A 22645-nucleotide genomic window follows, 5' to 3' on the forward strand; every position below is an offset into this window, starting at 1 on the left:
TACTACCATATGAATATTGGGGCAACCATTAGTTTTTTTAATGAAAAAGGCAGCCTTGCCGGCTGCATTTTCTGCTGCCTTCTGAATTTCATTATGAGAATTGCTAATCAGCTTTTACTCCCACAAAAAAAATATTTGCTAGTTTCCCCGAATTTTCGAATATAGCAAGCCCCTCAACACTCGCATCGCTTTAGATTAATTCCACAAAATGAGTATCGTTCTCTGAATCATCCATAACAGAAAATCCGATTGATTGATAAAATACATCTGCATTTGGGTTGTCTGTCTTTAGGACAAGCATCTGATAGTGATTTTTTGCCTCAGCAATAACGGAGTCCATTAGCAACCGTCCTATCCCGAATCGGCGGACACTTGGTAAGACATAAAGACGGCGAACACGACCGGCTTCTTTACGAGCTGCATGAGGATCTTGATTCAACCCGCAAACCCCAACAATATCACCTTTTATCGTAGCAATGAAGAATGCCTCCCCATCCCTGTCGAATTTATTGGTTCCGGCTTCATAGTCGGCTACTAGTCGATTGAGGTGACGAAATCCTTCGCTCGTACTTTCTTCAACCAGTCTCAATAACTTATCAGTCTCTAGATGGCTAACTTTCGTGATAATAAACTCATTCACTGACAATGACTTAATTAGGTTTGGAATCTCCTTCAAGTTATCACAAATTGCATCGGGAAGAATCGACGACGTATCCTTCGATTTAAGAATCGTGAACATCCCCAGTTCCTTAGCAGGGACGATATCAGCTCTCATACTATCCCCAACAACTACCGTGCAGCTGCTGATTGCTTTCAAATTAGTAAGAGCGATTTGAAATATGGCATGGTCAGGCTTTTTTATATGTACAGAACCGGAAGTAACAATGTCAGAGAAATAGTCGGCAATACCTAAAGCCTTTATTTTGTTTCGTTGGTAAAAGTCCCTGCCGTTCGTAACAATGCCTAATTTATATCCTTGACTCGTTAATGAAGCGAGCATCTCATGCAGGCCATCGAATCCTATACAGTATAGATGAAAATTATTGTTTAAATCATCAAGTAACTCTTCAAATAAGTTCTTTTCAATATTGAAGAAACCTATTAATTGTTCATACACGTGTTCTTTCGGCATTACAAGATGGTTAAGTTCAGTGAATTTCTCAATGAAATCATTTCGATTTGGAATGAATCTGCTCAAAGAGAACTTCTCAAACTGGTAAAAAGCAAAGTTAATTAATGACTTGTTTTTATCAAGCAATGTTTGGTCAAGATCGAAAATAACAGTATCGATTGCCTTCAAATAAAATCCTCCTTCCTTGACTTACGTCAATGATTGCTAAGAACCGCCTTATTACAATGGTATTCATACATGTAAGGGGGTTTATTGATATGACGATGCGAGGAAAAGAACGAACGGAACAGCGGAAGTTTGCTCTCATTACTGGAACATCTCTGATGATCATGATGGTCGCGGCTATTTTTTCCTATGGTATTGTGCACCAAAGCCTTCAAGTCCAGGGGGATGCAAGTACAACACTACAGAACATCATTTCAAAACATCTTCTGCTTCATGCAGAAATCTTAGGTTGGATCATCATACTAATCTGCGATATCGTAGCCGCTTGGTCTTTGTATGTGTTCCTGAAGCCGGTCGATCCAAATCTTTCACTGCTCGCTGCGTGGCTACGACTTGCATATGCTGCCCTACTGGGAATCGCCATCATGAATTTGATTTACTTACAGCTGGTTACCTCCAACCCTGCAGACTGTCAATCATTTGTTACAATCGATCAACTGCACGGGCAAGTTCTTTTGAACCTTAGGGCCTTTGATTCCATGTGGTCTGTTGGGTTAATTGTTTTCGGAGGGCACTTACTCATAGTCGGGATATTAACTCTCCAATCTAAAACCATGCCCAAATGGATTGGTGTGCTCATGTGTGCTGCCGCCGTCAGCTATTTCATCATTCACGTAGGTAAAATAATGCTCCCTGCTCACTCTGACATCATGATGATCCTTGAGCGGGTGCTAATTGTGCCTATGACTGCAGGTGAACTCGGCTTCGGGATATGGCTATTGTTTCGGGGTGGAAAGCCTCTTCTTGATCCTGCTGAATGATTCCGGAGTCATCCCGAGATAACTTGCCAATTGGTAATGGGGAACGCGATCGATAAGATCAGGACGTTTCATTATTAATCCTTTAAAGCGATCTTCAGGTGAAGAAGCGATAAAAGCGGCAAATTCTTCTTGAACTCGCGCAAAGTTCTGCTCGATCATTTTGCGTGTCATGGATTCCATTTGTGCGTATCTCGAATACATGTCTTTCTCTGTATCTAGGTCGCCCACAACCAGTACGGAATCCTCAAGAGACATCAAGGTGTATTCGGATGACTTATCCATTTTATGATGACTGAATGTGGCGATAGCTTGTTCTTCGGTATAGAAATTCGAGGTGATTTCTCTGCCTGCCTCATCTATCGAGTATTGCCTAATACACCCCTTCAGAACAAAGTAACACTTAGTGGAGATGTCGCCTTGCCGAAGAAGAAGAGTACCCTTCTTGAATTCTTGTATATGGATCTCATTGATGATGGCTTGTTGTTCTTCTTCGGTAAGTGATGTCAAACTGCTCATGTACTTAAATAGAATATCTTTCATCCGCTTCCTTCTCACCTCTTACCATCAAATCCTTCGTCTGAATATACCTTGATTACTTTAAAGTGCTTATGTCACTTTAATGTGCGTACTTCCAATGTATGGGAAGTTCATGCAAAATAATGTTATCAAAGTATAGTTCAGAAGGAGCTGGAACATATGAATAATGAATCTATAACAACACGCAAGGTCGCCTTGGTCGTGGGTGCGAATGGTGTTATCGGTCGCAATCTCATTGATCACCTCATCACTCTCCCTGATTGGGACGTGATCGGCGTATCCCGTCGCGGAGGAGAGTCTAACGACCGTGTTCGATATGTGGCGGTGGATCTGCTCGATAGAGCCGAGCTTATCGAGAAGTTAAGCGATTTAACTGAGGTAACACATATTTTTTATGCGGCTTACCAAGACCGTGCAACATGGGCTGAACTTGTCCCACCGAACCTCGCCATGTTGGTGAACATTGTAGAAGCGATCGAACCCATTGCGCCCGGCTTGCAGCATGTCAGTCTCATGCAGGGATACAAAGTATATGGCGCACATCTCGGACCGTTCAAAACTCCTGCTCGGGAGACTGACGCTAACCACATGCCTCCTGAGTTCAATATTGATCAGCAGGATTTCTTAGAACAACGGCAGAAAGGGAAGGCTTGGACGTGGTCGGCACTCCGACCTTCTGTCGTCTGTGGCTTCTCGCTTGGAAATCCGATGAATCTCGCAATGGTCATAGCGATTTACGCTTCAATTTCGAAGGAGCTTGGTATCCCTTTGCGGTTTCCAGGCAAGCCGGGAGCTTACAACAGCCTCTTGGAGATGACAGACGCTGGGCTTCTCGCCAAGGCAACCGTATGGGCGGCGACCGACGAACGCTGTGCGAATCAGGCCTTCAACATTACGAATGGCGATTTGTTTCGATGGAATGAATTATGGCCGAAGATCGCTCAATACTTTGATATGGAAACAGCCCCTCCGCTGCAGATGTCTCTGAATGTTGTCATGGCGGACAAGGAGCAGCTGTGGAATAAAATGGTTGAAAAGCATGGGCTTGCTCGGAATTCCTATCAAGATGTATCCTCGTGGTCATTCGGTGATTTCGTATTTGGATGGGATTACGATTTCTTTGCCGATGGCACGAAGGCTCGTCGTTTTGGCTTTCACGAATTCGTTGATACCGAAGCCATGTTTATAAACATCTTTAACGATTTCCGTCAGCGTAAAGTCATCCCGTAAACTACCGTACAATAAGAAAGCCGACCTTGCAGTGGGTCGGTTTCTTAGCTGTTATTTACGTCTGTAAGCATTGGATTAGCCAGTACCGAAGCCTTTCCCTCGTACTTTCTCTCTATATGCGAATCCCCCCAACGGCACATGAGATGCAGCAGTTCCTTGAGACTCCAGCCGTAGTCTGTCAATTCATACTCAACTCTAGGCGGTACCTCATTATAGGAAATTCGTAGGATGATGCCTTCTTCTTCAAGCTCCCTGAGGTGTTGCGTTAACATCTTTTGCGTAATTGCGGGAATCAAGCTCTTAAATTCATGATTGCGTTTCTTACCGAATGTCAAATGAAAGAGAATCACAGGCTTCCATTTCCCGCCGATTACCTCTAAAGTTGCCTCCACTGCCGTGTTGTATATTTTTTCCGTTTTATCCACGCAACTTGCCCCTCTTCGAATATTTCGACTTAGGTCTTGGTAACTCCTGATGAATTGGAGCTATTAAATGGCTCTATTCAACATTATATATATAACCAAAATATTATGCTATTCGTAACCAGCCCCTTATTTCAAAACTAACGCTCTTTGGGGTCAACCGATTCTTGATAGATGTCAGCGTAAGTTTTTGAATCTTTGATTAGGTCGTCGCAGAAAGCAGCTACATCGCTTCCCGTCACTTCGAGCACGTCTTTGCCCGAGGCCGCGCCCTCTTCAAAAAGATCGATAATCCCCGCAAGCAAACCCGTCCCGTCGGTTAACTCAACAGGGCCAACCTTAAAGTAATATTTTTGAATCTCTTTATAAACAATCTGATAATCTTGCGGGAGCGCTTTGACACGCGCCACATGCGCTCGCCACTCTTTTTTGCCTTGGATGATATCTTGTATTCTCATGTTATCCTCCTATTTACCTAATTTTTTGGCAATATTCGCATTGAGCTGCTCGCGCCACTTATCGCGATAAGACTTTGCCCCTTCTTCGCCGGCCAGCGCTGAACAGAAGCCCTTGATATCGTTGCCCAAAACCTCATGGACACGCTGTCCGTCCGCCGCCGTTTCTTCGAGCAGGCCAAGCACACCATCAAGAATTGGCATGAGGTTGCGACCGGTGAAATCGGAGTGCGGCCAAAGATTGGCATTAATTTCTCCCCATGCCGCTTGATAATCAGCCGGCAGCTTTTGGGCTCGCGATTCAAAACCTTTCATTTCCTTCGTCATGTCGCTGCCGGTGATTTTTTCCCAAAAATTCATTATTTTCTCTCCTTTAACTCGTTAATTTTTGATGATACGAACTCCCATTTCCCCCAGAATGCCCGCAGCTCCTCACGCCCCGCTTCATTGATGGCGAAGAATTTTCGCGGCGGTCCCATGTCCGAGGGCTTCTTGGTGATCTCCACCAACTTGTTCTTTTCAAGGCGGATCAGAATGGTGTATACCGTCCCCTCCACAACATCTGTGAAGCCGAGGGCGTTCAGCTGCCGCGTGATTTCGTAGCCGTAGGTTTCTTTGCGGCTGATAATTTCAAGGACGCAGCCCTCAAGCACGCCTTTGAGCATTTCCGTTAGGTTTTCCAGCACAATCACTCCTTGCTATTCTGTATGACTGGTATGAAGTATTACTTACTACCACTATAAAGTATCACGCAGTAGTTAGTTTGTCAATGACGTTTGCACCGAAATATAACTATTTTCTAATAAGGATTGCGGTTTGGAGAAATACTTTTTAGGAATAAGACGGGAGGTGAACAATGAAATGAGCAGAACTAAAGACACGAACAACCCGAAGCATACGACGTCATCCAATAAAGCTGGGGAACAAAAGAAATCGAAGTAACCCTGTTAAACACACGGTCATATACTTCAAATACGCAACAAAAACCCGGTTTTTTATTTGTCCGGGTTCTTTTTTTGGGGGCTATATAACAACATCGATTCAAGAGGTTCTCTTACATATACGGTAGTAAACAAAAATGCATATGAAATAAATCGGGAACAAAATCAGCCCAAGAAAAGCAGATAATAAAACTAAATCAACCTTTCTACTTTCATTATCTGAATCAAAGTTAATAAATCCATACAAAGTCGAGAAGAACCATAATACTGTTATTAGATAACCCAGTTTATAAGGCAGCTTCATTTTATCACCTTCAAGTTTAACTTATCATTCATTGTACTTATGTGTAAGTACTAAATATTAATAGTACTCATGAGCTTACATACTACAACGCAAAGAACCGCAAGCTCATGACCTACGGCTTTCTAGTGCTTATTTTAGCATTATTTTAGTGATTTCTTTCCAGTTCCTTTTGTTGAGCGTCAAGCTTATCCATAATGTTATTCATTTTTACTTGAAGCCAATCTTTCGTGTACACCGTTAACAATGTTTCCTTCGACAAATGAAGGGCATTCAATATGATTTCAATCTCAGCTTCGTTTAAATGGTTATTTTCTTCCAGCATAAGATGAACCTCCCCTTTGAAGATCTCACATTAAGTATGGGAAAGAAGCCGTGAGGATAAACCTCTACGGTCCTTTTAGGCTGTCTAAAATCAGATATGCACTTGTGGGATAAGGAGCGCTTTATTCTTAGAAAAGCGGAATAATTTAAAAAGTTGTACAAAAAATAATACTATTAATAGTTATATTTACCATTATATTTAAGCATCCGGATTAATACGTTTCTTTTTCAGTTCTTCTTGATATCTTCGAATGGTTTGTTTTCCGCTTATTCCACTTTTCACAAGAATGGAGGTTGTTGGTTTGTCACCTATGCATGAAATGATGCAACAAGCTTATTTTAGTCGTATATAGCAGCGAACTGATTGAAGAACCTAAACCATTCAACATGGCTAAAGAGATTTTAAAGCGTCTTATGTTTAATGCAGGTGTAAAAACATGCAATACGATTGGTGACGGTATCGCTGCCGTCTTATCCGGCGATACTTTGGTCGTTATTGAGGGTATTGAACAAGCTAATCTTGTTAGTTCTAAAGGTTTCAAGGATAGAGGCGTTGAGGAACCTGCAACTGAAAATAACGTACGAGGACCAAGAGATGGCTTCACAGAAAGTCTACGGACCAATACGGCGCTTGTTCGCAGACGGATCAAGGACCCGATGCTGCGTCTTGACGCAATGGTGATCGGAACAAGATCGAAGACAGATATAAATATTGCTTACATTCAGGATCTGGTTAAAGAAGGGCTTGTCGAAGTGGTAAAACAGAGGCTGGGGCGCATAAAGATTGATGCTATTCTGGAAAGCGGCTACATCGAAGAGTTGATTGAAGACGCACCAGCAAAAGCCGGAATAGTAAAGGAGCAGAAACCAACCAGACGCGGGCACGCCAGTCGATTCATCATGGCCGGCTGCCGCGGTGTCTTTATACAACTATCGTCACCGGTAATGAGTACGAAAGATTGATTCAGCCTAACAACATGATTGAAAGCGCTTATATATTCTTTGCAAATAGAACTATAATCGTTATTGTAGACTATGAGTAAACGGATTATCGTCAAGCAGCTGGAGTACATAACTGTTGAGATTTCTGGCATCGCATTTAAATTTTGAAAGGAGTGCGTTGTATGGATCATACAAACTCGTATTACTGTTGTGAATGCTGCAGAATTGTACCCGAAGATTATGTGATGTACTTTTTTAAAACGGATTATAAGCGCATTTCAGGCTATGTTTATCGAACAGGTGTATGTTCATGTTGTTGTGAAAAGAAGCAAATTTCAATAAAAGATGATGCAGAAATTCATGTAGAACTACGTTGACGTTGCTCTTGACGTCCGACACAACAAATTGCCTATGTAACACCGAGGTGATTCAATGTACTATTGTATACAGTGTAAAGAACTCCACTTGCGTTCTAAATCGAAACAAATCCTAATTTTTTGTTCAGGGTTCCATTACATTGGTTCAACTCTTTATAATGCCGGGGTTTGCAATATTGAAAGAAAGTGACCTCAATAAAACAGGGAGCAGTTGACGGCACCGCGGCGGTCTGCTCCCCGTTGTTAACTAATGTTCCCAGTTATTTGAACAAAGTTAGGTTAAAATTAGCTATTTTTCTTTTCAACTTTATTAAACGTATCAAACACAACTCCCAAATACCCTTCAAGGTCATTTGGGCACGTTGTGTTTTTTAGTTTTCTCGATTGCGGCACGCGAGCCTCAACATTCGGTGCGGCTGTCAATTAAATGATGAGAGACAGCAGAGCGGGTAGAAAAACATGTTAAAGTTTTCTCTATAAATTTAGGTAAATTTTGCCGATACATGTAGAGGATTTTAATTTCTTTTAGCCAATTTAATTAGGTTTCTAATGTAAAGGAGTGAAAAATATGATAAGAAAGCTTACCTTTCTCCTGCTTGCACTTTCGTTGTTCGTTACGCTAACGGTTACCCCGTTGGTTTACATACCGAGTGCTTCAGCAGCTGATGTTTGGGTAGATGTGAGTACCCCGGATGAACTGAAAGATTTGAGCTTGTCCTCTACCAATCTAACCTTAAATTACAGGCTAACGCAAGATATCGATTTATCCGGAGCTGACTTGACACCTATCGGACAATATAACATTCGTCCGTTTGTAGGCAAGTTCGATGGTCAAGGGCATGTGATCAAAAATTTTACGGTTAATAAACCTGGTGCGAATTATGTCGGATTTTTCAGCTACACCGATGGGGCGACAATTTCGAATGTTCATTTCATGAACGCCACTCTCCGCGGGACGATGTATGTCGGCGGATTGGCAGGCCATCTGAAAGAGTCAACCGTGTCGAATGTATCCTTTTCCGGTACTGTGAGCGGTAATGATTCCGTTGGCGGATTAACGGGCTACAGTGACTTCTCCAAGATCACAGACAGCTATGTAACCGGAACGGTCGCCTCAGGGGCATCCCCTCAAACCAGCTTCGGCGGGATTGCCGGTTATGCCACAGGCAACAACTTCTTTGGGGGGATCTTTAATTCGTACGCCAACGCAGTGGTTACCGGCGGCTCCAATGCCGGCGGCCTCGTCGGAAGAGTAGGGACTCCGCCTAAGGTCCAGAACGCTTATTGGGATACGGAGTCCAGCGGAGTCAATGTTTCGGCTGGCGGCGGAACAGGCAAGACGAAGGCTGAACTGATGCGCAAAGCAACGTTTAGCGGTTGGGACTTTGCGGGCACGTGGGGCATTATTGAGGAAATTACCCCTCCGCTGGCTTACAGCCAATATGCCAAAGTTGCCTTAAACTCCCTCACAGTAACCAATGCGCCCGACGGTGCAGTGGTGTCGTTAGATCGCGATTTTTCTAGCGACTATGGCAAATATACGGCACAAGTCGTGAATAAGATGGATGAAATTACCGTTACCGGATCGCCAATGACGGGATCCTCTGCCGTCTCCGTGAACGGCGGCGGAAATTCTGAAAGCATCCCACTGAATCCGGGGTCAAACTCAATTACCATCAAAGTCACGGATACCGATGGCGCTAGCGCTGAGTATGAGCTGACCGTGATCCGGGATGCCGGGACGGCTGGCTATCCACACCGCATTACATCCGCTGAACAGCTGGCCAGTATTGGCAATTTAACGGAGGGCTATAAGCTAAGCGACTTCTACCGGCTGGATGCCGATCTCAATCTGGCAGCTGCAGGCATCAGCAACTGGTCACCGATCGGCAGCAGTGTGACACCTTTCAACGGTGTATTTGACGGAAATCATCACACCATCGCCAATGTAACCATCAGTCAGCCCTCAGCGGACGAAGTTGGATTCTTCGGACGCACGAACAGCGCGCAGCTCCATGACTTCGCGCTAGTGAATGTGCAAGTGACAGGGAGAGACCATGTCGGCGGTTTGATCGGGTATGCCGAAGATACGCCTGTCAGCTCCGTGTCCGTTCAGGGCGCGGTGTATGGCCAGGATCACGCAGGCGGTCTAATCGGGACCCTCATCGCAGCAACACCTTCATCCGGCCTTGTGGACTACTCCTTCTCCGCTGCTTACGTATCCGCAGTAGCGGGCAGCTCCGGAGGCCTCATTGGCACTACAACGGTCGCTGACGTGGTTACTCATTCCTTCTGGGATATGGCAACCAGCGGGCAAGCCATTACTTATGGTGGAGGCCTAGGTAAAACCACGAATGATTTAATGACCAAATCAACCTTTACAGCCGGCGGCTGGCAATTCGGAAGCGGACATAGCTGGGAGATTATAGACGGTACCGGCTACCCAACGCCGCTTGCAACTTTCGCTCATTTAACACTCAGCGGCTTAACTTTAAGCACGCCCGGCTCTTCCAATTCGATGCGCGGCTTCCAGTCCGGCACCGGCCTCTATTCGCCATCGCTGAGTACGCCTGTAGGTGCGGCCACAATTCTGGCAACCCCTTCAACACCTGATGCGACGGTCACTTTTAACGGAACGAGCTCCAACAACGTCGCTTTAACACTTGGCAGCAACCCGGTTCTGATTCGGGTCACCTCACCGGACGGCATCTCACAAGGCTTGTACCGCATGAATATCAATGTTCCAACACCGGAAATTCAGTCGTTACAGGTTCCTTCTAACGGCACTTATGGCTTAGGTGAACCCATGGACTTCACCGTTACCTATACCCAGCCGGTCACAATCTCCGGCACCCCGGTATTGCCGCTTCATCTCGCTGGGACGGATGTCAACGCCGTCTATACCGGACAGCCCGCCGGACAACCGACCAAGCTTAAATTCCGCTACATCGTCCAGACAGGTGACACCGATCCGAACGGCATCGAAGTCGGAACCGCTTTATCCCTTGCTCCGTCAGCCACCATTACTTCGATCGGCCAAGACGTGCCGTTGACGATTGCCGGGGTTCCCTCGCTTTCCGGTATTGTGATTGACGGCATTGTGCCTGCCATTCTTTCGGTACCGGCGACAACAACGCCTACCAATGGGCCGATTACGGTTAACGTCACGGCAGACGGAACCGGAAGTGCGCTAACCTCGCTCAAATGGGCGGCAGGTACGCATCCGGCATCGTATTTCACAAGCAGCGGGACTGTCGTAACCGCCGGTGCTTTCCAAGTGACAGATAACGGCACTTATACCATCTATGCCAAGGATGCAGCAGGTAATACAGCCGTTTCCACATTGGAGATCACGAATATTATTACGCAAAATCCGTCGATGCTGTTGGATTTTAATCCAAAAGAGCTTGTACATACCGGTGTCGACGTTACCGTCACCGCAGAAGCGGCGGATGCAGGCACAGGCAATGCCATTGCTGATTTGCAATGGGCGGAAGGCGCAAGAAGCGCGGCTGATTTTGCTGCACCGGGTTTTGGCACAGCGATTCCGTTGACCGGCAGCTTCCATGTTACGCACAATGGTACCTACACTGTCTATGCCATCGATATGGCCGGCAATCAGAAGGTTGAAACGATCACCATAGCGAATATTGTGACCCAGCTGCCAGTGATTGCCCTGGATTACACGCCAAAAAGCATTGGAGTAAGCAGCGTCACACTGACCGTCACCGCTTCGGTTTATGAAGAAGGCACGGGCAACACGCTCAACAGCTTGCGTTGGGCGCGGGGAGACCTTGCTATAAGCAGCTTTGCCGATCCTGCTTTTGGAACGGATGTACCTGCTTCCGGACTCATTCCCGTAACACAAAACGGCAAATATACCGTCTACGCTTCGGATTTGGCGGGCAACGAGCAAGCGGTCGTCATCGAGATTACGAATGTGAGTGAAGCCTCAAACTCAGATAGCGCTGCTGCTCCCGCTGCTCCTGTCACACCGCCAGGTCAATTCTATGTTGAACCGGGTAAAGCGTACACCTTCACCTTTGAAGGACTTACCGTGCAGATTCCGGCGGGTGCCGTGAAAGTGCCGACAACGATTACGGTAAAACGCGCAGGAACCGATGCGCAGCAGCTGATTACCCAAGGACAAGCTCTGCTTAGTGAGGCTTATAGATTAACGAAAGATGTAACCGGCAAATTCGCCGTACCGATTTCGCTGACCTTCACGGCTGATCTTAGCAAAGAGAAGCGCCCTGCTGTTTTCTATTACGATGAAGCAACCAAGCAGTGGACGAAGCTTCCAAGCAAAGCGGAAGGATCCCTGATTACGGGAGAGACGGATCATTTCACCCTGTTTGCCGTCCTCCCTGCTGCGGAAAGCAAACCCCTCGTATTGTCGGATATTACCGGCCATTGGGCCGAACAAATTATTCGCAGCAGCGCTGCACAAGGCTGGATTAGCGGTTATCCCGACGGCACGTTCCTGCCGAATCGAGCGGTATCCCGCGCAGAATTCGCCGTCTTGCTGAACAGCGTCCTGCATCTCCCTGCCGGACAGAGCCTACCGTTCGCCGATGCCTCGAGCATACCGGCATGGGCTTCTCCCGCAGTCGCCAGCGCTGTACAAGCCGGCATCCTGAGCGGCTATGAGGACCGCACCTTCCGGCCGGACGTCAGCATCACCCGTACGGAAGCTACGGTGATGATCGCCAAAGCGGCCGGACTTGCAGAGACGCAAGCAGCCGCAACCGGCTTCGCGGATGATGCCCGCATCGCCGGCTGGGCGAAGGGCTGGATCGCCTCCGCCCTATCTGCGAAGCTGGTTCAGGGCCAAGCGGGCAACGCTTTCCAACCGCAAGCTTCCACGACCAGAGCGGAGGCCGTCGTCCTGCTGCAGCGTCTTGCAGCGCGTCAGCCCTAAAATAGAAAGGAAGAGCCTCTAAGAGTGCTCTTCCTTTTTTTAAGGTCTCAACTTCGTTCCCCCACATAAGGGTTGTCCTTCAATCAATCGTGTTTTCTATTGTGGTACCGAAATTGGGACCACTGATAGTGGATGAAACAACCGATGCAAAATCCCAGTATGGCTATGAAAGCGGCTAGACCAACAATCGCGGAAGCGGCATAAGCCAACAGCGTCCAATGCAGCAAGTGACTGATGAATGCAATTAACAAAAAAAGGACAGCTAATAGCTGATTAAACTTCTGTTGTGCTTTATCTTCCGGTATGTATTCGGAAGGTTTTTTTTTGAGGAAGCCTTTTGCCGCCCGCATAATAGGATTGAAATCAAAAACAATTCCCATCAATCCGGCTATCAAAGGTACAGCCATAATCCAGTAGCCCCCTGTGACCAAGGAGAACAGGACTGACAAAACAATTACCCATTGGTTAGCTCGGACCAAAGGCCGGGGAATGGATGGAGGGACCGTGTTCATACAGGATCGACCACCTTTCTTAAATAGGACCAAAAGGAATAATTATAATTGCAAAGCCTTTTCAAGTGCTCCAGTCGCGCCAAAGCCATCATGGTAATCAAGCTTCTTCCCCTTTTTCTCCGCAAGCTCCCTCACGGCCCACATCGAAGTATGTTTGATCGCACCTTTTAAGATGATTATCACATCAGCATGATTAATAATACGTTGAAAGTAGCTTTCTACCGAGCCTCCGCCCGTTTTGCCATTATGATGCTCTACAATTAAACCGCGCTTCTCGCCTAGTTTCTTGAAAGTATTGGTTTGTGTTCCGCCTATAATCGCAACCGTCTTCATTTCAATTCCTCCATTCAAATAAATTTCTCTTTAAACGCTCCGCAATCTGTTATTCATATCGTAACTCATTATTCAATAAAGTCAATAGGTTTAGTCGGAATTAATTATAACCAAAAGGGGCTAACCGAATTACAATCATTCGGCGCCCCTATTCTCTTTATACTTATTTACCGATTATTCGGTTAATCTTTTCCGGGTACGGTAACCTTGTGTAGAGAACCATTGGATAATTAATTGGCCAACATAACAGACAAACTATTTTCTTTCCCAGCGCTGCCAATCAAAAGAGGATGCCTCCAGCCGCGCCTGATAGTGCGGTGAAACGATGAACGGCTTTCCTGCCTGGGACACTAGCTTGCCTCCGTCAGTCAGCCCGAGATTTCGCTGTTCCAATACCTCAACGAGACGTCGGCGCCACAACGCTGCTTCCTCCTGCCAGTCAGGGTGGTCTGCCAGATCGGCGCTCTCACTGAGATCGGATCGCAGATCAAAGAACTGTTCCGTCCCGAGGCGCGGGAACCAGATGTACTTAAACCTTCCGTCCGTCACGTACTGCATCTCCTGCTCCTCCGAGTAACACGTCGAATGTTCGCCATGAACGAATTCACGCTTGTGCGCAGTCTCCCCTTGCAGGAGACCTTTCATACTGATGCCGTCCACGGTGGTGGGAATAGCCAGCCCCAGCATGTCGAGGATAGTCGGCATGATATCCTGAATTGCCACTGCCTTCGAGACGGTCTGCACAGGGCTGCTGCCGCCCTGACCAGGCGGCTTGATGATCAGCGGAATTCGCGCCGAACCTTCGTAAGCATAGGTTTTGCGCCACAGATGATGATCACCAAGCATATCGCCGTGGTCGGACAGAAAGACGAACAAAGTGGAATCAAACAATCGCTGTTTTTTCAAAGCGCCGAACAGCCGGCCAAGCTGATGGTCGATGAACGTGATCGACCCGTAGTACCCGATCCGGGCGCGCCGGATTAGCTCATGGTTCTTGACGCCTCTCCAAGCGTCAGGCCGCAGCGCCTCCGCAGGATCGTCGTGCAGTCCGTCCCAGTCTCCCCGGTAAGGCTCGGGGATCGCCTTGTCCCGGTACATGTCAAAATACGATGCCGGCGCATCATAAGGCGAGTGTGGCCGGGCGAACGATACCTTGAGGAAGAACGGCCGGGAGGGGTCGCGCCGCTCGAGGAACGAGAGCGCCTCGTTCACCGTCCAGACCGTCGGGTGCAGCGATTCCGGCGCATGATAAGGCCGGGCCATCCAGCTGTTCCAGTCGATGCCGTGATCGACAATGTCGTAAGGCCCGCTCCGCTGCTGCAAAAACCACCGCCGATAATCGGACACGAAACCTGGATCCTCTTCTCGCCCGGATTCATCCAGCACAGTCTCCTGGAAGCCATTGCGCGCCCGCTGCGGGTAGAAATGCATTTTGCCGACACCGAACGTCTGATACCCGGCCCCCGCAAGCTCACCCGGTAGCGTATGGGCAAAGCCAACGCCCATCGGCCCCTGGCCCCGCCCCATGCCGAGAATGCCCGTGTGCCAAGGGTCCATGCCGGTGAGCAGCGCCGCTCTGGCTGGTACGCAGGAGGGAGACGGCGTATATGCCTGCGTAAAGCGCGTTCCCTGTGACGCCAGCCAATCGAGATTAGGCGTTTCTACAATCGGATTACCGTAGCATCCCAGCGCATCGGCCCGGTGTTGATCCGTCATCAGCAAAATCACGTTTGTCATTCAGCTTTTCACTCCCGTCAAAGCAATTCCTTGTATAAAGTAGCGCTGCAGCACCATAAAAATTACAATTAACGGCAGCACAGCGATGCAAGCGGCCGCCATCATCAGCGGGTAATCCGTCGCAAATTCGCCGACAAAGCTGGCTACCCCAAGCGAAAGCAGCCTCATTTGATCCGAAGAAGTCAGCACCAACGGGTTGAGGAAATCGTTCCACGAGGCAATGATCACAAAGATCGCCAGCGACACCAGCCCAGGCCGGGACAAGGCCATGTAGATGCTCCAATATATACGAGGGTACGAGAAACCGTCCACCTTGGCCGCCTCCCCGATCTCCGCTGGAAGGGAGAGGAAAAACTGGCGCAGTAGGAAGATGCCAAAAGCGCTTGCCAGCCCGGGCACGATCAGCGCTTGATACGTGTTCAACCAGCCAAGCTGTTTGATGAGCAGAAAGGTCGGCACCAGTGTCAATTGATGCGGCAGCATCATCACGGACAGCATCAGCAGGAACAGCGTGTTCTTCCAAGGAAAGCGCAGCGTCGCAAAGGCGAAGGCTGCCATCGAACAGAACAGCAGCTGTCCCGCCGTCTTCACTACTGTGACCAGCACGGTATTCCCGAGATAGCGCAGCAAATCTGTCGTTTGAAACACTTTGATGTAATTTGCGAACTGCCAGACCGCCGGGAACAACGTCGGCGGAGCGTGCATCGATTCAGCGAAGGTTTTGACTGAAGTCAGCGCCATCCACAAGAAGGGGAGCACCATGAGCAAGGCGCCGGCCAGCAGGCCTAGATGTGTCAATAAACGATCGTCTTTCATCCGTCTCATCTCCTCATCCTGTATAATGCACCCATCTGCGCTGCAGTCTCAGCTGTACAACCGTTATCGCCAGAATGGCTGCAAACAGCACGACTGCTTGCGCAGAGGCAAAGCCCATATGGAACAACGTAAATCCTTCTTCATAGACGTTATAAACGACGCTGCGCGAAGTATCCAGCAGAGCCGGATTACCTCCTGTCATTACGAACACAAGATCGAACAGCTGCAAAGCCTGAATCGTGGCCGTCAACACAACGAAGAACAAACTTGGGGACAAGAGTGGCAGCGTGATGCAAAAGAAGGTATACGCCCGTCCCGCTCCATCCATCTCGGCCGCCTCGTAATAACTGGATGAGATTCCTTGAAGACCGGCCAGCAGCACAATCATATGATGGCCCAACGTCGACCATACGCTGACCAACACGATCGAAGGCATAATCCAATGCGGATCGGACAGCCAATTCGGCTCCGGCAGCCGCAGCGCATGCAGCATGGCGTTAATCGGGCCGTAGTCCGAATTATAAAGCCATTTCCAGATCAGTCCGACTGCCGTGGACATCGTCACGACAGGGATGAAATACAGCGTCCTGTACAAGGAGCGGCCAACTATCTGCCGGTTCAAGGCGACGGCCGCGAGTGTGGCAAGTGCAATCGACAGCGGCACGCTCACCACAGCAAACAGCAGAGTATGCAAACACGATGCCACAAAATGCTCATCTTTCAGCAGGTCCGTATAATTGCCCAGCCCGTTAAAAGACGGTTTCCCAAGACCATCCCAGTCCAGAACCGAAATCACGCCGGAAGCCGCTGCAGGCAGCAGATGAAACACGCCCAGAAAGAATAGGCCTGGGAATAGAAAAGCGTACGCCCACCACGCCTCCACCGTCCGGCTTCGCCACCTCTGTCCGCGCACGTTCGCCCCCGATGGGCGGGCGGTTACCGGATTCGTTAAGTTCTTGCTGTACATAGAACGACTTCCCTTCTCTTCAATGCTAATTCGCTCTGCTTAAGATTCGCTTTACTTTTCCTTAGCCAGTAAATCATTCATTTTCACCGCTGCCACGTTTAACGCTTCCGTCACCGGTGTTTTCCCAAGCAGCGCGTTCGTGATTTGCTCGATAAGCAAATTTTGCCATTCGGCTGTATTTTTCGATACTGGGTAGGGACCGGTTTGGTCCACCGTACGGATAAACGCCTTCATATCAAGCGCAGGAATCGATTGCAGCCATAGGTCGACAGAACCTTTGTGCGCCGGGTAGTTAAATGCACTTTTCGCCAGAAGATCTTCCCCGTCCTTGCCTGTCAGCACCTTAAGCAGCTCCCATGCTTCCTGCTGATGCTTGGACTTGCTGTTGATCACCCAGCTGGAGCCATGTATGTAATAACCCTGCTGCTTGCCGGCCGGCAGCTCTGCCACGCCAAGTTTGTCGCCAAGCATTTTGTAGAGTGTCGAAGCGTCAAACGAACCGCCTGGCACCATGGCTGCCTTACCTGAGCCAAACAGCTGCGTCGGTTTCGTTTCCACCTGCTGCTGGGCCGTCGGCGAAATGCCTTGATCGATTAAATCCTTCATAAATTGAATGGCCGACTGCGTCTCCGGCAAGTCGAGGCCGGACTTGGTGTGATCGGCGCTGATGACCGAACCGCCTGCCTGATAAATCAAAGGATAATAGCCTGTTTGAGCGTCATTCGCGGCGATGTAGCCGTATATTTTTTGGCTGGTATCCGTCAACTTCGCGGCATTTGTCTTGAGCGTCTCCCATGTCCACGATCCATCCGGATACGGTACTCTCGCTTTATCGAACAGCTCTTTATTGTAAAAAAGTCCGACCGTACCTTGAAAATAAGGAATGCCGTATTGCTTGTTGTTATAGCGGTACAGCTCCGTGATCCCTTTCGGATAGACGGACAGATCCCACTTGTCACGCTCGACTAGCTGCTGCAAATCGGTCAGCAGGTTGAGCGAAGCAAATTTGTAAAAGTTCGGGCCGTTCATCAGGAATAAATCCGGACCTTCACCGCCTACCAGCGAAGTTTGCAGCTTCGTATAGTAGTCCTTGACCGGCGTAACCGTCAGATTGACCTCCACATTCCCGTGATCCTTGTTGTACACGGCGACAGTTTGCTTGAACGGCTCCTTCAATTCCTCCACCCAAGTAGCGACATTCAGGGTCACTTTCTCCTTCGTCACGGCCTTCGCGGAAGCGCCTGCCGAAGCTGCCGGGCTAACTTGAGCGGGAGCGGCGGGCTGCGAGCAGCCTGCCACCACCGTGCTTAACACTGCTGCACTTAAGAATAGCGCCGCGCAGGAGCGCTTATTGATGATTTTTAATGTTCGTTTGTTCATCGTATCTTCCTCCTAGTGAGATGATTTGTTGCGGGCATACCGCACCGCTTCCTTCGTCCGGTTCAGCGTCTCAATATGTCCTTCATAATTGTGTTGAACCAGCCCGACGTACAGCATGTCTATGACGTTGAGCTGGGCGATCCGCGATGCCATCGCACCGTTGCGGAAGTCCTTTTCCACCGTGCTGCAAAAAAGGGGGATATCGGCGATCTGCGCAACCGGGTTGACGCCGAACTGGGTTAAGGAGATCAGTCTCGCGCCTCTCCGCTTGGCGATTTCCATCGCCCGCAGCACCGCTTCAGTCTGCCCGGAATAAGAAATCGCAAGCACGGCATCGCCTTCCGTCAGATTGGCGGCGATAATCGCCTGCGCGTCCTCGCTGGCGCCGACCTCGCACCACATCCCGAGCCGGCTCGCCTTGTGCCGGAAATCGTCGGCAATCACCGCCGACGATTCGATGCCGAAGATCGCAATCTTGCGGGCTTCGGAGAGCAGCCCTATCGCTTGCTCAACCTGCGCTGCATCCAGCACCATCAAGGTATCCTTAATCGACTTTATGTTGTTATTGGAGATCGACTCCAGCAGCGACTCCGTCGGTCCGTCAACCTGAAACTGCCGGTACGGGTGCTGCTCGCTACGTTCAACCGCAACATTGGCAACAATAGCCAGCTTCAGCTCCTTGAAGCCTTGGTACCCCAGCGATTGTGCCAGACGAATAATCGTGGCCTCACTGACGTCAGCCTCCTTGGCCAGCTTCTGAATGGAGCACCCCACCGCGGACTCGGGATAGTCCAGCATATAACGTGCAGCCTGCTGTTCCATCGGCGTCAGGGAATGTAGCGCCTCCCGTATACTGATCAACCCGCCTCTGACCAATGCGTTCCCTCCTCATAGAAACTTTGTTACATCAATTTCGCTTATCTGTGAATAAATGTTTCAGATCCGACTTAAAAATATCTGTGCATCCTACGCACAGTGCTTGGTTCGACCCTCTTTTAAAACAAAAAAAGAGCCCAGACCGGCAGCTCATTCCACACGCGTAGAATAAACTCACCTATCTGAACCTCTAGTCATCTAGTCGGTATATGTTAAAAGGAAATCGAATGCTTTTATCTTATACTCATAATTCCCATACGTCAACTAGGAATTCAAATGCTAGTTCCTCAATCTATTCGAAATGCAATTTCCCTTTAGGTCCGCCCCGCTTATCGGGTAAAACCTCCCATTAGTCCTATTCATTCTAGGTTTTCTTTAATGAGAGGTTGTTCGAGTCTGTTGTATTCAACTAATGTTCTCCATTTTGCTACCATCAATCAATCCGAAACACATCCTCCAGATCCTTCCCCAACAAATCACTCAACTTCTTCGCAGTCGCAGGTCCCACCGACTTAAGCGATCGTTCCAGTAAGCTGATATAGGAATGACTTAATCCCGAGTGTTTTGCCAGCTCCCTCTGGGAGTAACCTTTGATAATTCGAGCCTTCATAAACGCCTCGGTTTTAGCCATGATCCTCATATAACCAACTCTCCTCCAATCATTAACGTATTCTTTATAAAATTCCCTTATATTTATGTTTGAATCTTAAACCATCCATCATCATCCATTTTCAGAACACGTTCTCATTTTGTTCCCTTGTTTCTATTATATACCAACCTCTTTAACTTTTGCAATCATAATCGTTTACTTCATATAACGTTTTTCGCTTCATTTTTTATGCTTTGCAAGATTCATATTACTTTTGTATACTGAAATTATTGTATTGTTTACTAAAATTTACTTTTTGTCTCGGCGAGGTTGAAACGATGTATTTCTACGATAGATTACGAGATTTGCGCAAATTAAAAGGCTTTACCCTGAGGGAATTGGCCGACCGTTCCGGCGTCTCTGCAGCCTACATCTCCCAGTTAGAGAACGGCAACCGCGGGATCCCTTCGCCTGATGTATTAATGAAGCTTTCCGAAGGACTCAACACTTCCTACTCGGAATTGATGGATCTCGCCGGCTATCTGGAGTCACCGCCCTCAACGGAGAAATATCAAAGCAATCCTGTCAATCTGCGGCGTTTCCTGCGCGAGAACGAATTGATGTTCGATGGCATGCTGCTCACCGATGAAGACAAGGAATGGGTGGAGCGCATGCTCACCGTCCTGTTCTGGAAACAGCGGCATGCTGCGAAATCCGAGGATCCCGAAGACGACAATCATCAAGAGGAAGATGGCTTTGGTCCCATGGCATAATCGGAATAAGAAAAAACCGGCTTATTCAGCCGGTTTTTCTTGTTGATAGGATTGAATCGGGTAATCGATTACGATGACATTCTCAATAATGCCGGCGAGCGATTGGACGAACGCCTGGTGAGCCGGATGCGGTCCGTACTGCTGGAGCGACTCGCGGTCCCGGAACGTCACACGCAGTCCCAACGTGTACCCGCGGATATTGTCCGTCTCTTCCGTCACATTGCTCCCCGCTGTCACATCGACAATGCCTGGAATTTGATGCCGGAATGCCAACAAAGTTTCAATCAATTCCTGTTCCTTCTCAACCGCCAATTGCTCCTTAAAGCGAAAACAGACCAAATGCTCGAACATCGCGATAACCTCCATATGTAACTTACAACGTGATACGCTGGCCAGGCTCCATGACGAGCCCTTTTATGCCTTCAGCCGACAAACTTTCCACGAATGCATGCGGGTCCTGCTTAATAACCGGGAATGTATTGTAGTGCATGGGAACAACGGTTTTGGCCTGCAGAAACTGGGCAGCGATCACAGCATCGCGCGGCCCCATCGTGTAATTGCTTCCGATCGGCAGAAAGGCGAGGTCGATATTATTCAATTTGCCGATAAGCTGCATATCTCCGAACAAGCCTGTGTCTCCTGCATGGTAGATCGTTTTCCCTTCAACCGTAATCAGGAAACCGCTGGCCATCCCCGTATAAATATTATCCGTCGTTCCAGGCGGGTTATAAGAAGAGTCATGCAGAGCCAGTGTCATTTTCACATTGCCGAAAGGAAAATCGTAGTCACCGCCAATGCCCATGCCATGATTCTTAGCGCCTTGAAAGCCGATGTATCTCGCCAAGTCGTTCGGCGCAATGACGGTAGCATCATTGCTAGCCGCGATCTCCAGCGTATCGCCTAGATGATCGCCGTGGCCGTGCGTAACCAAGATGTAATCCGCTTTGATCTCCTCAGCCTTCACTACGGCCACAGGGTTATAATTCAAGAAAGGGTCTATGATGAGCGTATGTTCCTGCAAACGAATCTCTACACAACTTTGTCCATGAAAAATGATATCCATTGTATCGCTCCTTTGATAGGGGTAGGCTCTGAATTATTTTACCATACTTTATTAACCAAGCTGAAATTCATCGTTTCGTTGTGAACGCCTGTCTCAATCATACCCCCATACACAATCCTCAGAAGCCTTCTCCGGCAAAAAACAGCGAAACACCGTCGCGCTTAACTGGTGGGTATCGGACCGCTCGAGATAGTCGATTCTGCAGACGAGCCTCGGCTCGATCCATTGCGTCCCTTTCTCTAAGACTGTGTGCAGCGGCTCTGCCAACGCTAGAAACAGCTTCTTGTCTTCTTCCGTCAAACCGGCCTCTACCATGCCCACCGGCTTGTTCTTGACCGTTCTGAAGTTCAGGCCAATGTTTAGAGCGAACGGGATGAGCCTGTAGCCAAGTACCATGACATCAATTGACTTGGCATATTTCAGCTTCTGCCAGTCAGCGCTTCGGGTATCCAAGCGATAGAGCGAATCTTTACGCTTAGCGACGATCCCCTCCATATGCTTGGCTTTCATTAAGTCGAACAGCGCCTTACCCTGACCTTCCACATACAGGGTTGGCAGGATGACGGAATTGGCAGCCAGGATGCCATGCAGCACTTTTTTCCGTTCTGTCAAAGGCTCCTTAAGCAGTTCACGATCCGTCTGCAGAATGTCAAAGGCAACGAACGTTGCCGGGTGCGAAAGCACGGCACCGCTGATTTTGGCCGATTGGCTTATTCGGTCCCGGTACATGAAATCGTCAAAAACAGGCTTACCCCCGCGCAGCACGATGCCCTCGCAGTCCAAAATAGCGCTATGCGCGCGGATTGCCGCAAGCCCTTCCTGCAGCTCAGGAAATTTACCGGTGACGACCCGCCCGCTTCTCGTGTAGGCTTCAATGCGGCTGCCTTGCTTATGTATGAGAATTCGCGAGCCGTCCCATTTCGGTTCAAACATATAACGATCGTCATCAAAAGGCTCTTGGCCAAGCGCAGCGTTCATCGGTTTTACCGCGGAAAACAGCATGAAGGATCCCCCCTGCTACCAGTTTGGGG

At 48.5% G+C, this 22645-nt stretch carries 24 protein-coding genes; 6 read left to right on the forward strand and 18 right to left on the reverse strand.

Annotated elements, in window-relative coordinates; all coding sequences use genetic code 11:
* Positions 1–190 precede the first annotated feature (190 nt).
* Entirely contained in the window at positions 191–1300 is a 1110-nt protein-coding gene (locus tag PUT07_RS00975; protein WP_274465850.1) for a GNAT family N-acetyltransferase, read from the reverse strand.
* A gap of 89 nt (positions 1301–1389) precedes the next feature.
* Between PUT07_RS00975 and PUT07_RS00980 the strand changes: the two genes are divergently transcribed.
* Complete coding sequence (locus tag PUT07_RS00980; RefSeq protein WP_274465851.1) at positions 1390–2118, forward strand: DUF4386 domain-containing protein; 729 nt, start codon at positions 1390–1392, stop codon at positions 2116–2118.
* Here the strand turns inward: PUT07_RS00980 and PUT07_RS00985 are convergent.
* Positions 2074–2658, reverse strand: coding sequence for a Crp/Fnr family transcriptional regulator (locus tag PUT07_RS00985; RefSeq protein ID WP_274465852.1), 585 nt, complete (start codon positions 2656–2658; stop codon positions 2074–2076). The two genes, PUT07_RS00980 and PUT07_RS00985, sit on opposite strands and share 45 nt — an antisense overlap.
* Positions 2659–2814: 156 nt before the next feature.
* Between PUT07_RS00985 and PUT07_RS00990 the strand changes: the two genes are divergently transcribed.
* Complete coding sequence (locus PUT07_RS00990; RefSeq protein ID WP_274465853.1) at positions 2815–3885, forward strand: SDR family oxidoreductase; 1071 nt, start codon at positions 2815–2817, stop codon at positions 3883–3885.
* 44 nt (positions 3886–3929) lie between these two features.
* Here PUT07_RS00990 and PUT07_RS00995 read toward each other — a convergent pair whose 3' ends face one another.
* The 5 genes from PUT07_RS00995 to PUT07_RS01015 all read right to left on the reverse strand — a co-directional run bounded on the left by PUT07_RS00995 (position 3930) and on the right by PUT07_RS01015 (position 6329).
* On the reverse strand, positions 3930–4310 hold the full coding sequence (locus tag PUT07_RS00995) for a winged helix-turn-helix transcriptional regulator (RefSeq protein ID WP_274465854.1): 381 nt from the start codon (positions 4308–4310) through the stop codon (positions 3930–3932).
* A gap of 137 nt (positions 4311–4447) precedes the next feature.
* Positions 4448–4765 carry a DUF1048 domain-containing protein gene (locus PUT07_RS01000; RefSeq protein ID WP_274465855.1) on the reverse strand — a complete coding sequence of 106 codons (318 nt, stop codon included), beginning with the start codon at positions 4763–4765 and terminating at the stop codon, positions 4448–4450.
* Between the two features lie 9 nt (positions 4766–4774).
* Positions 4775–5122: a DUF1048 domain-containing protein gene (locus tag PUT07_RS01005; protein WP_274465856.1), complete on the reverse strand. Its 348-nt coding sequence runs from the start codon at positions 5120–5122 to the stop codon at positions 4775–4777.
* A complete protein-coding gene (locus tag PUT07_RS01010) occupies positions 5122–5427 on the reverse strand; it encodes a PadR family transcriptional regulator (RefSeq protein ID WP_274467420.1) in 306 nt (101 codons plus the stop codon). Before PUT07_RS01010 ends, PUT07_RS01005 begins: the two co-directional genes overlap by 1 nt.
* A gap of 725 nt (positions 5428–6152) precedes the next feature.
* The gene (locus tag PUT07_RS01015; protein WP_274465857.1) at positions 6153–6329 is read right to left on the reverse strand and encodes a hypothetical protein; all 177 of its coding nucleotides are present in this window, start codon (positions 6327–6329) and stop codon (positions 6153–6155) included.
* 386 nt (positions 6330–6715) lie between these two features.
* Between PUT07_RS01015 and PUT07_RS01020 the strand changes: the two genes are divergently transcribed.
* The 3 genes from PUT07_RS01020 (at position 6716) to PUT07_RS01025 (ending at position 12568) form a co-directional block, all read left to right on the forward strand.
* Positions 6716–7291, forward strand: a complete 576-nt coding sequence (locus tag PUT07_RS01020) for a spore germination protein (RefSeq protein WP_274465858.1) — start codon at positions 6716–6718, stop codon at positions 7289–7291.
* 411 nt (positions 7292–7702) lie between these two features.
* Positions 7703–7837, forward strand: coding sequence for a DUF3973 domain-containing protein (locus PUT07_RS35530; RefSeq protein ID WP_379239386.1), 135 nt, complete (start codon positions 7703–7705; stop codon positions 7835–7837).
* Between the two features lie 378 nt (positions 7838–8215).
* The gene (locus PUT07_RS01025) at positions 8216–12568 is read left to right on the forward strand and encodes an S-layer homology domain-containing protein (protein WP_274465859.1); all 4353 of its coding nucleotides are present in this window, start codon (positions 8216–8218) and stop codon (positions 12566–12568) included.
* Positions 12569–12651: 83 nt separating this feature from the next.
* On the opposite strand, the gene PUT07_RS01030 is transcribed toward PUT07_RS01025, so the two are convergent.
* From PUT07_RS01030 to PUT07_RS01065, 8 genes are all read right to left on the reverse strand, one after another.
* Positions 12652–13080 carry a DUF4395 domain-containing protein gene (locus PUT07_RS01030; protein WP_274465861.1) on the reverse strand — a complete coding sequence of 143 codons (429 nt, stop codon included), beginning with the start codon at positions 13078–13080 and terminating at the stop codon, positions 12652–12654.
* Between the two features lie 42 nt (positions 13081–13122).
* On the reverse strand, positions 13123–13413 hold the full coding sequence (locus PUT07_RS01035; RefSeq protein ID WP_274465862.1) for a DUF2325 domain-containing protein: 291 nt from the start codon (positions 13411–13413) through the stop codon (positions 13123–13125).
* A gap of 255 nt (positions 13414–13668) precedes the next feature.
* Positions 13669–15150: an arylsulfatase gene (locus PUT07_RS01040; RefSeq protein ID WP_274465863.1), complete on the reverse strand. Its 1482-nt coding sequence runs from the start codon at positions 15148–15150 to the stop codon at positions 13669–13671.
* A complete protein-coding gene (locus PUT07_RS01045; protein WP_274465864.1) occupies positions 15151–15966 on the reverse strand; it encodes a carbohydrate ABC transporter permease in 816 nt (271 codons plus the stop codon).
* Between the two features lie 13 nt (positions 15967–15979).
* The gene (locus PUT07_RS01050; protein ID WP_274465865.1) at positions 15980–16933 is read right to left on the reverse strand and encodes a carbohydrate ABC transporter permease; all 954 of its coding nucleotides are present in this window, start codon (positions 16931–16933) and stop codon (positions 15980–15982) included.
* A 51-nt stretch (positions 16934–16984) separates the two neighbouring features.
* Positions 16985–18313, reverse strand: a complete 1329-nt coding sequence (locus PUT07_RS01055; protein ID WP_274465866.1) for an ABC transporter substrate-binding protein — start codon at positions 18311–18313, stop codon at positions 16985–16987.
* A gap of 12 nt (positions 18314–18325) precedes the next feature.
* Positions 18326–19189 carry a MurR/RpiR family transcriptional regulator gene (locus PUT07_RS01060; protein WP_274465868.1) on the reverse strand — a complete coding sequence of 288 codons (864 nt, stop codon included), beginning with the start codon at positions 19187–19189 and terminating at the stop codon, positions 18326–18328.
* A 433-nt stretch (positions 19190–19622) separates the two neighbouring features.
* The gene (locus PUT07_RS01065; protein ID WP_274465869.1) at positions 19623–19829 is read right to left on the reverse strand and encodes a helix-turn-helix domain-containing protein; all 207 of its coding nucleotides are present in this window, start codon (positions 19827–19829) and stop codon (positions 19623–19625) included.
* 287 nt (positions 19830–20116) lie between these two features.
* Here PUT07_RS01065 and PUT07_RS01070 point away from each other — a divergent pair, with 287 nt between their 5' ends.
* Positions 20117–20551 carry a helix-turn-helix domain-containing protein gene (locus PUT07_RS01070; protein ID WP_274465870.1) on the forward strand — a complete coding sequence of 145 codons (435 nt, stop codon included), beginning with the start codon at positions 20117–20119 and terminating at the stop codon, positions 20549–20551.
* Between the two features lie 21 nt (positions 20552–20572).
* Here PUT07_RS01070 and PUT07_RS01075 read toward each other — a convergent pair whose 3' ends face one another.
* From PUT07_RS01075 to PUT07_RS01085, 3 genes are all read right to left on the reverse strand, one after another.
* Positions 20573–20902: a Dabb family protein gene (locus PUT07_RS01075; protein ID WP_274465871.1), complete on the reverse strand. Its 330-nt coding sequence runs from the start codon at positions 20900–20902 to the stop codon at positions 20573–20575.
* A gap of 22 nt (positions 20903–20924) precedes the next feature.
* Positions 20925–21614: a metal-dependent hydrolase gene (locus PUT07_RS01080; protein WP_274465872.1), complete on the reverse strand. Its 690-nt coding sequence runs from the start codon at positions 21612–21614 to the stop codon at positions 20925–20927.
* A gap of 93 nt (positions 21615–21707) precedes the next feature.
* On the reverse strand, positions 21708–22616 hold the full coding sequence (locus PUT07_RS01085; RefSeq protein ID WP_274465873.1) for an ATP-dependent DNA ligase: 909 nt from the start codon (positions 22614–22616) through the stop codon (positions 21708–21710).
* Positions 22617–22645: the final 29 nt, after the last annotated feature.

The organism is Paenibacillus sp. MAHUQ-63, from assembly GCF_028765165.1.
Taxonomy (GTDB): Bacteria; Bacillota; Bacilli; order Paenibacillales; family NBRC-103111; genus Paenibacillus_E.

Bases quoted from the DNA above. Each gene is read 5' to 3' on its own strand.
- PUT07_RS00980 (WP_274465851.1), top strand. From the start codon at position 1,390: ATGACGATGCGAGGAAAAGAACGAACGGAACAGCGGAAGTTTGCTCTC.
- PUT07_RS00985 (WP_274465852.1), bottom strand. From the start codon at position 2,658: ATGAAAGATATTCTATTTAAGTACATGAGCAGTTTGACATCACTTACC.
- PUT07_RS00990 (WP_274465853.1), top strand. From the start codon at position 2,815: ATGAATAATGAATCTATAACAACACGCAAGGTCGCCTTGGTCGTGGGT.
- PUT07_RS01000 (WP_274465855.1), bottom strand. From the start codon at position 4,765: ATGAGAATACAAGATATCATCCAAGGCAAAAAAGAGTGGCGAGCGCAT.
- PUT07_RS01005 (WP_274465856.1), bottom strand. From the start codon at position 5,122: ATGAATTTTTGGGAAAAAATCACCGGCAGCGACATGACGAAGGAAATG.
- PUT07_RS01010 (WP_274467420.1), bottom strand. From the start codon at position 5,427: ATGCTCAAAGGCGTGCTTGAGGGCTGCGTCCTTGAAATTATCAGCCGC.
- PUT07_RS01015 (WP_274465857.1), bottom strand. From the start codon at position 6,329: ATGCTGGAAGAAAATAACCATTTAAACGAAGCTGAGATTGAAATCATA.
- PUT07_RS01020 (WP_274465858.1), top strand. From the start codon at position 6,716: ATGGCTAAAGAGATTTTAAAGCGTCTTATGTTTAATGCAGGTGTAAAA.
- PUT07_RS35530 (WP_379239386.1), top strand. From the start codon at position 7,703: ATGTACTATTGTATACAGTGTAAAGAACTCCACTTGCGTTCTAAATCG.
- PUT07_RS01025 (WP_274465859.1), top strand. From the start codon at position 8,216: ATGATAAGAAAGCTTACCTTTCTCCTGCTTGCACTTTCGTTGTTCGTT.
- PUT07_RS01030 (WP_274465861.1), bottom strand. From the start codon at position 13,080: ATGAACACGGTCCCTCCATCCATTCCCCGGCCTTTGGTCCGAGCTAAC.
- PUT07_RS01035 (WP_274465862.1), bottom strand. From the start codon at position 13,413: ATGAAGACGGTTGCGATTATAGGCGGAACACAAACCAATACTTTCAAG.
- PUT07_RS01040 (WP_274465863.1), bottom strand. From the start codon at position 15,150: ATGACAAACGTGATTTTGCTGATGACGGATCAACACCGGGCCGATGCG.
- PUT07_RS01045 (WP_274465864.1), bottom strand. From the start codon at position 15,966: ATGAAAGACGATCGTTTATTGACACATCTAGGCCTGCTGGCCGGCGCC.
- PUT07_RS01050 (WP_274465865.1), bottom strand. From the start codon at position 16,933: ATGTACAGCAAGAACTTAACGAATCCGGTAACCGCCCGCCCATCGGGG.
- PUT07_RS01055 (WP_274465866.1), bottom strand. From the start codon at position 18,313: ATGAACAAACGAACATTAAAAATCATCAATAAGCGCTCCTGCGCGGCG.
- PUT07_RS01065 (WP_274465869.1), bottom strand. From the start codon at position 19,829: ATGAGGATCATGGCTAAAACCGAGGCGTTTATGAAGGCTCGAATTATC.
- PUT07_RS01070 (WP_274465870.1), top strand. From the start codon at position 20,117: ATGTATTTCTACGATAGATTACGAGATTTGCGCAAATTAAAAGGCTTT.
- PUT07_RS01075 (WP_274465871.1), bottom strand. From the start codon at position 20,902: ATGTTCGAGCATTTGGTCTGTTTTCGCTTTAAGGAGCAATTGGCGGTT.
- PUT07_RS01080 (WP_274465872.1), bottom strand. From the start codon at position 21,614: ATGGATATCATTTTTCATGGACAAAGTTGTGTAGAGATTCGTTTGCAG.
- PUT07_RS01085 (WP_274465873.1), bottom strand. From the start codon at position 22,616: ATGCTGTTTTCCGCGGTAAAACCGATGAACGCTGCGCTTGGCCAAGAG.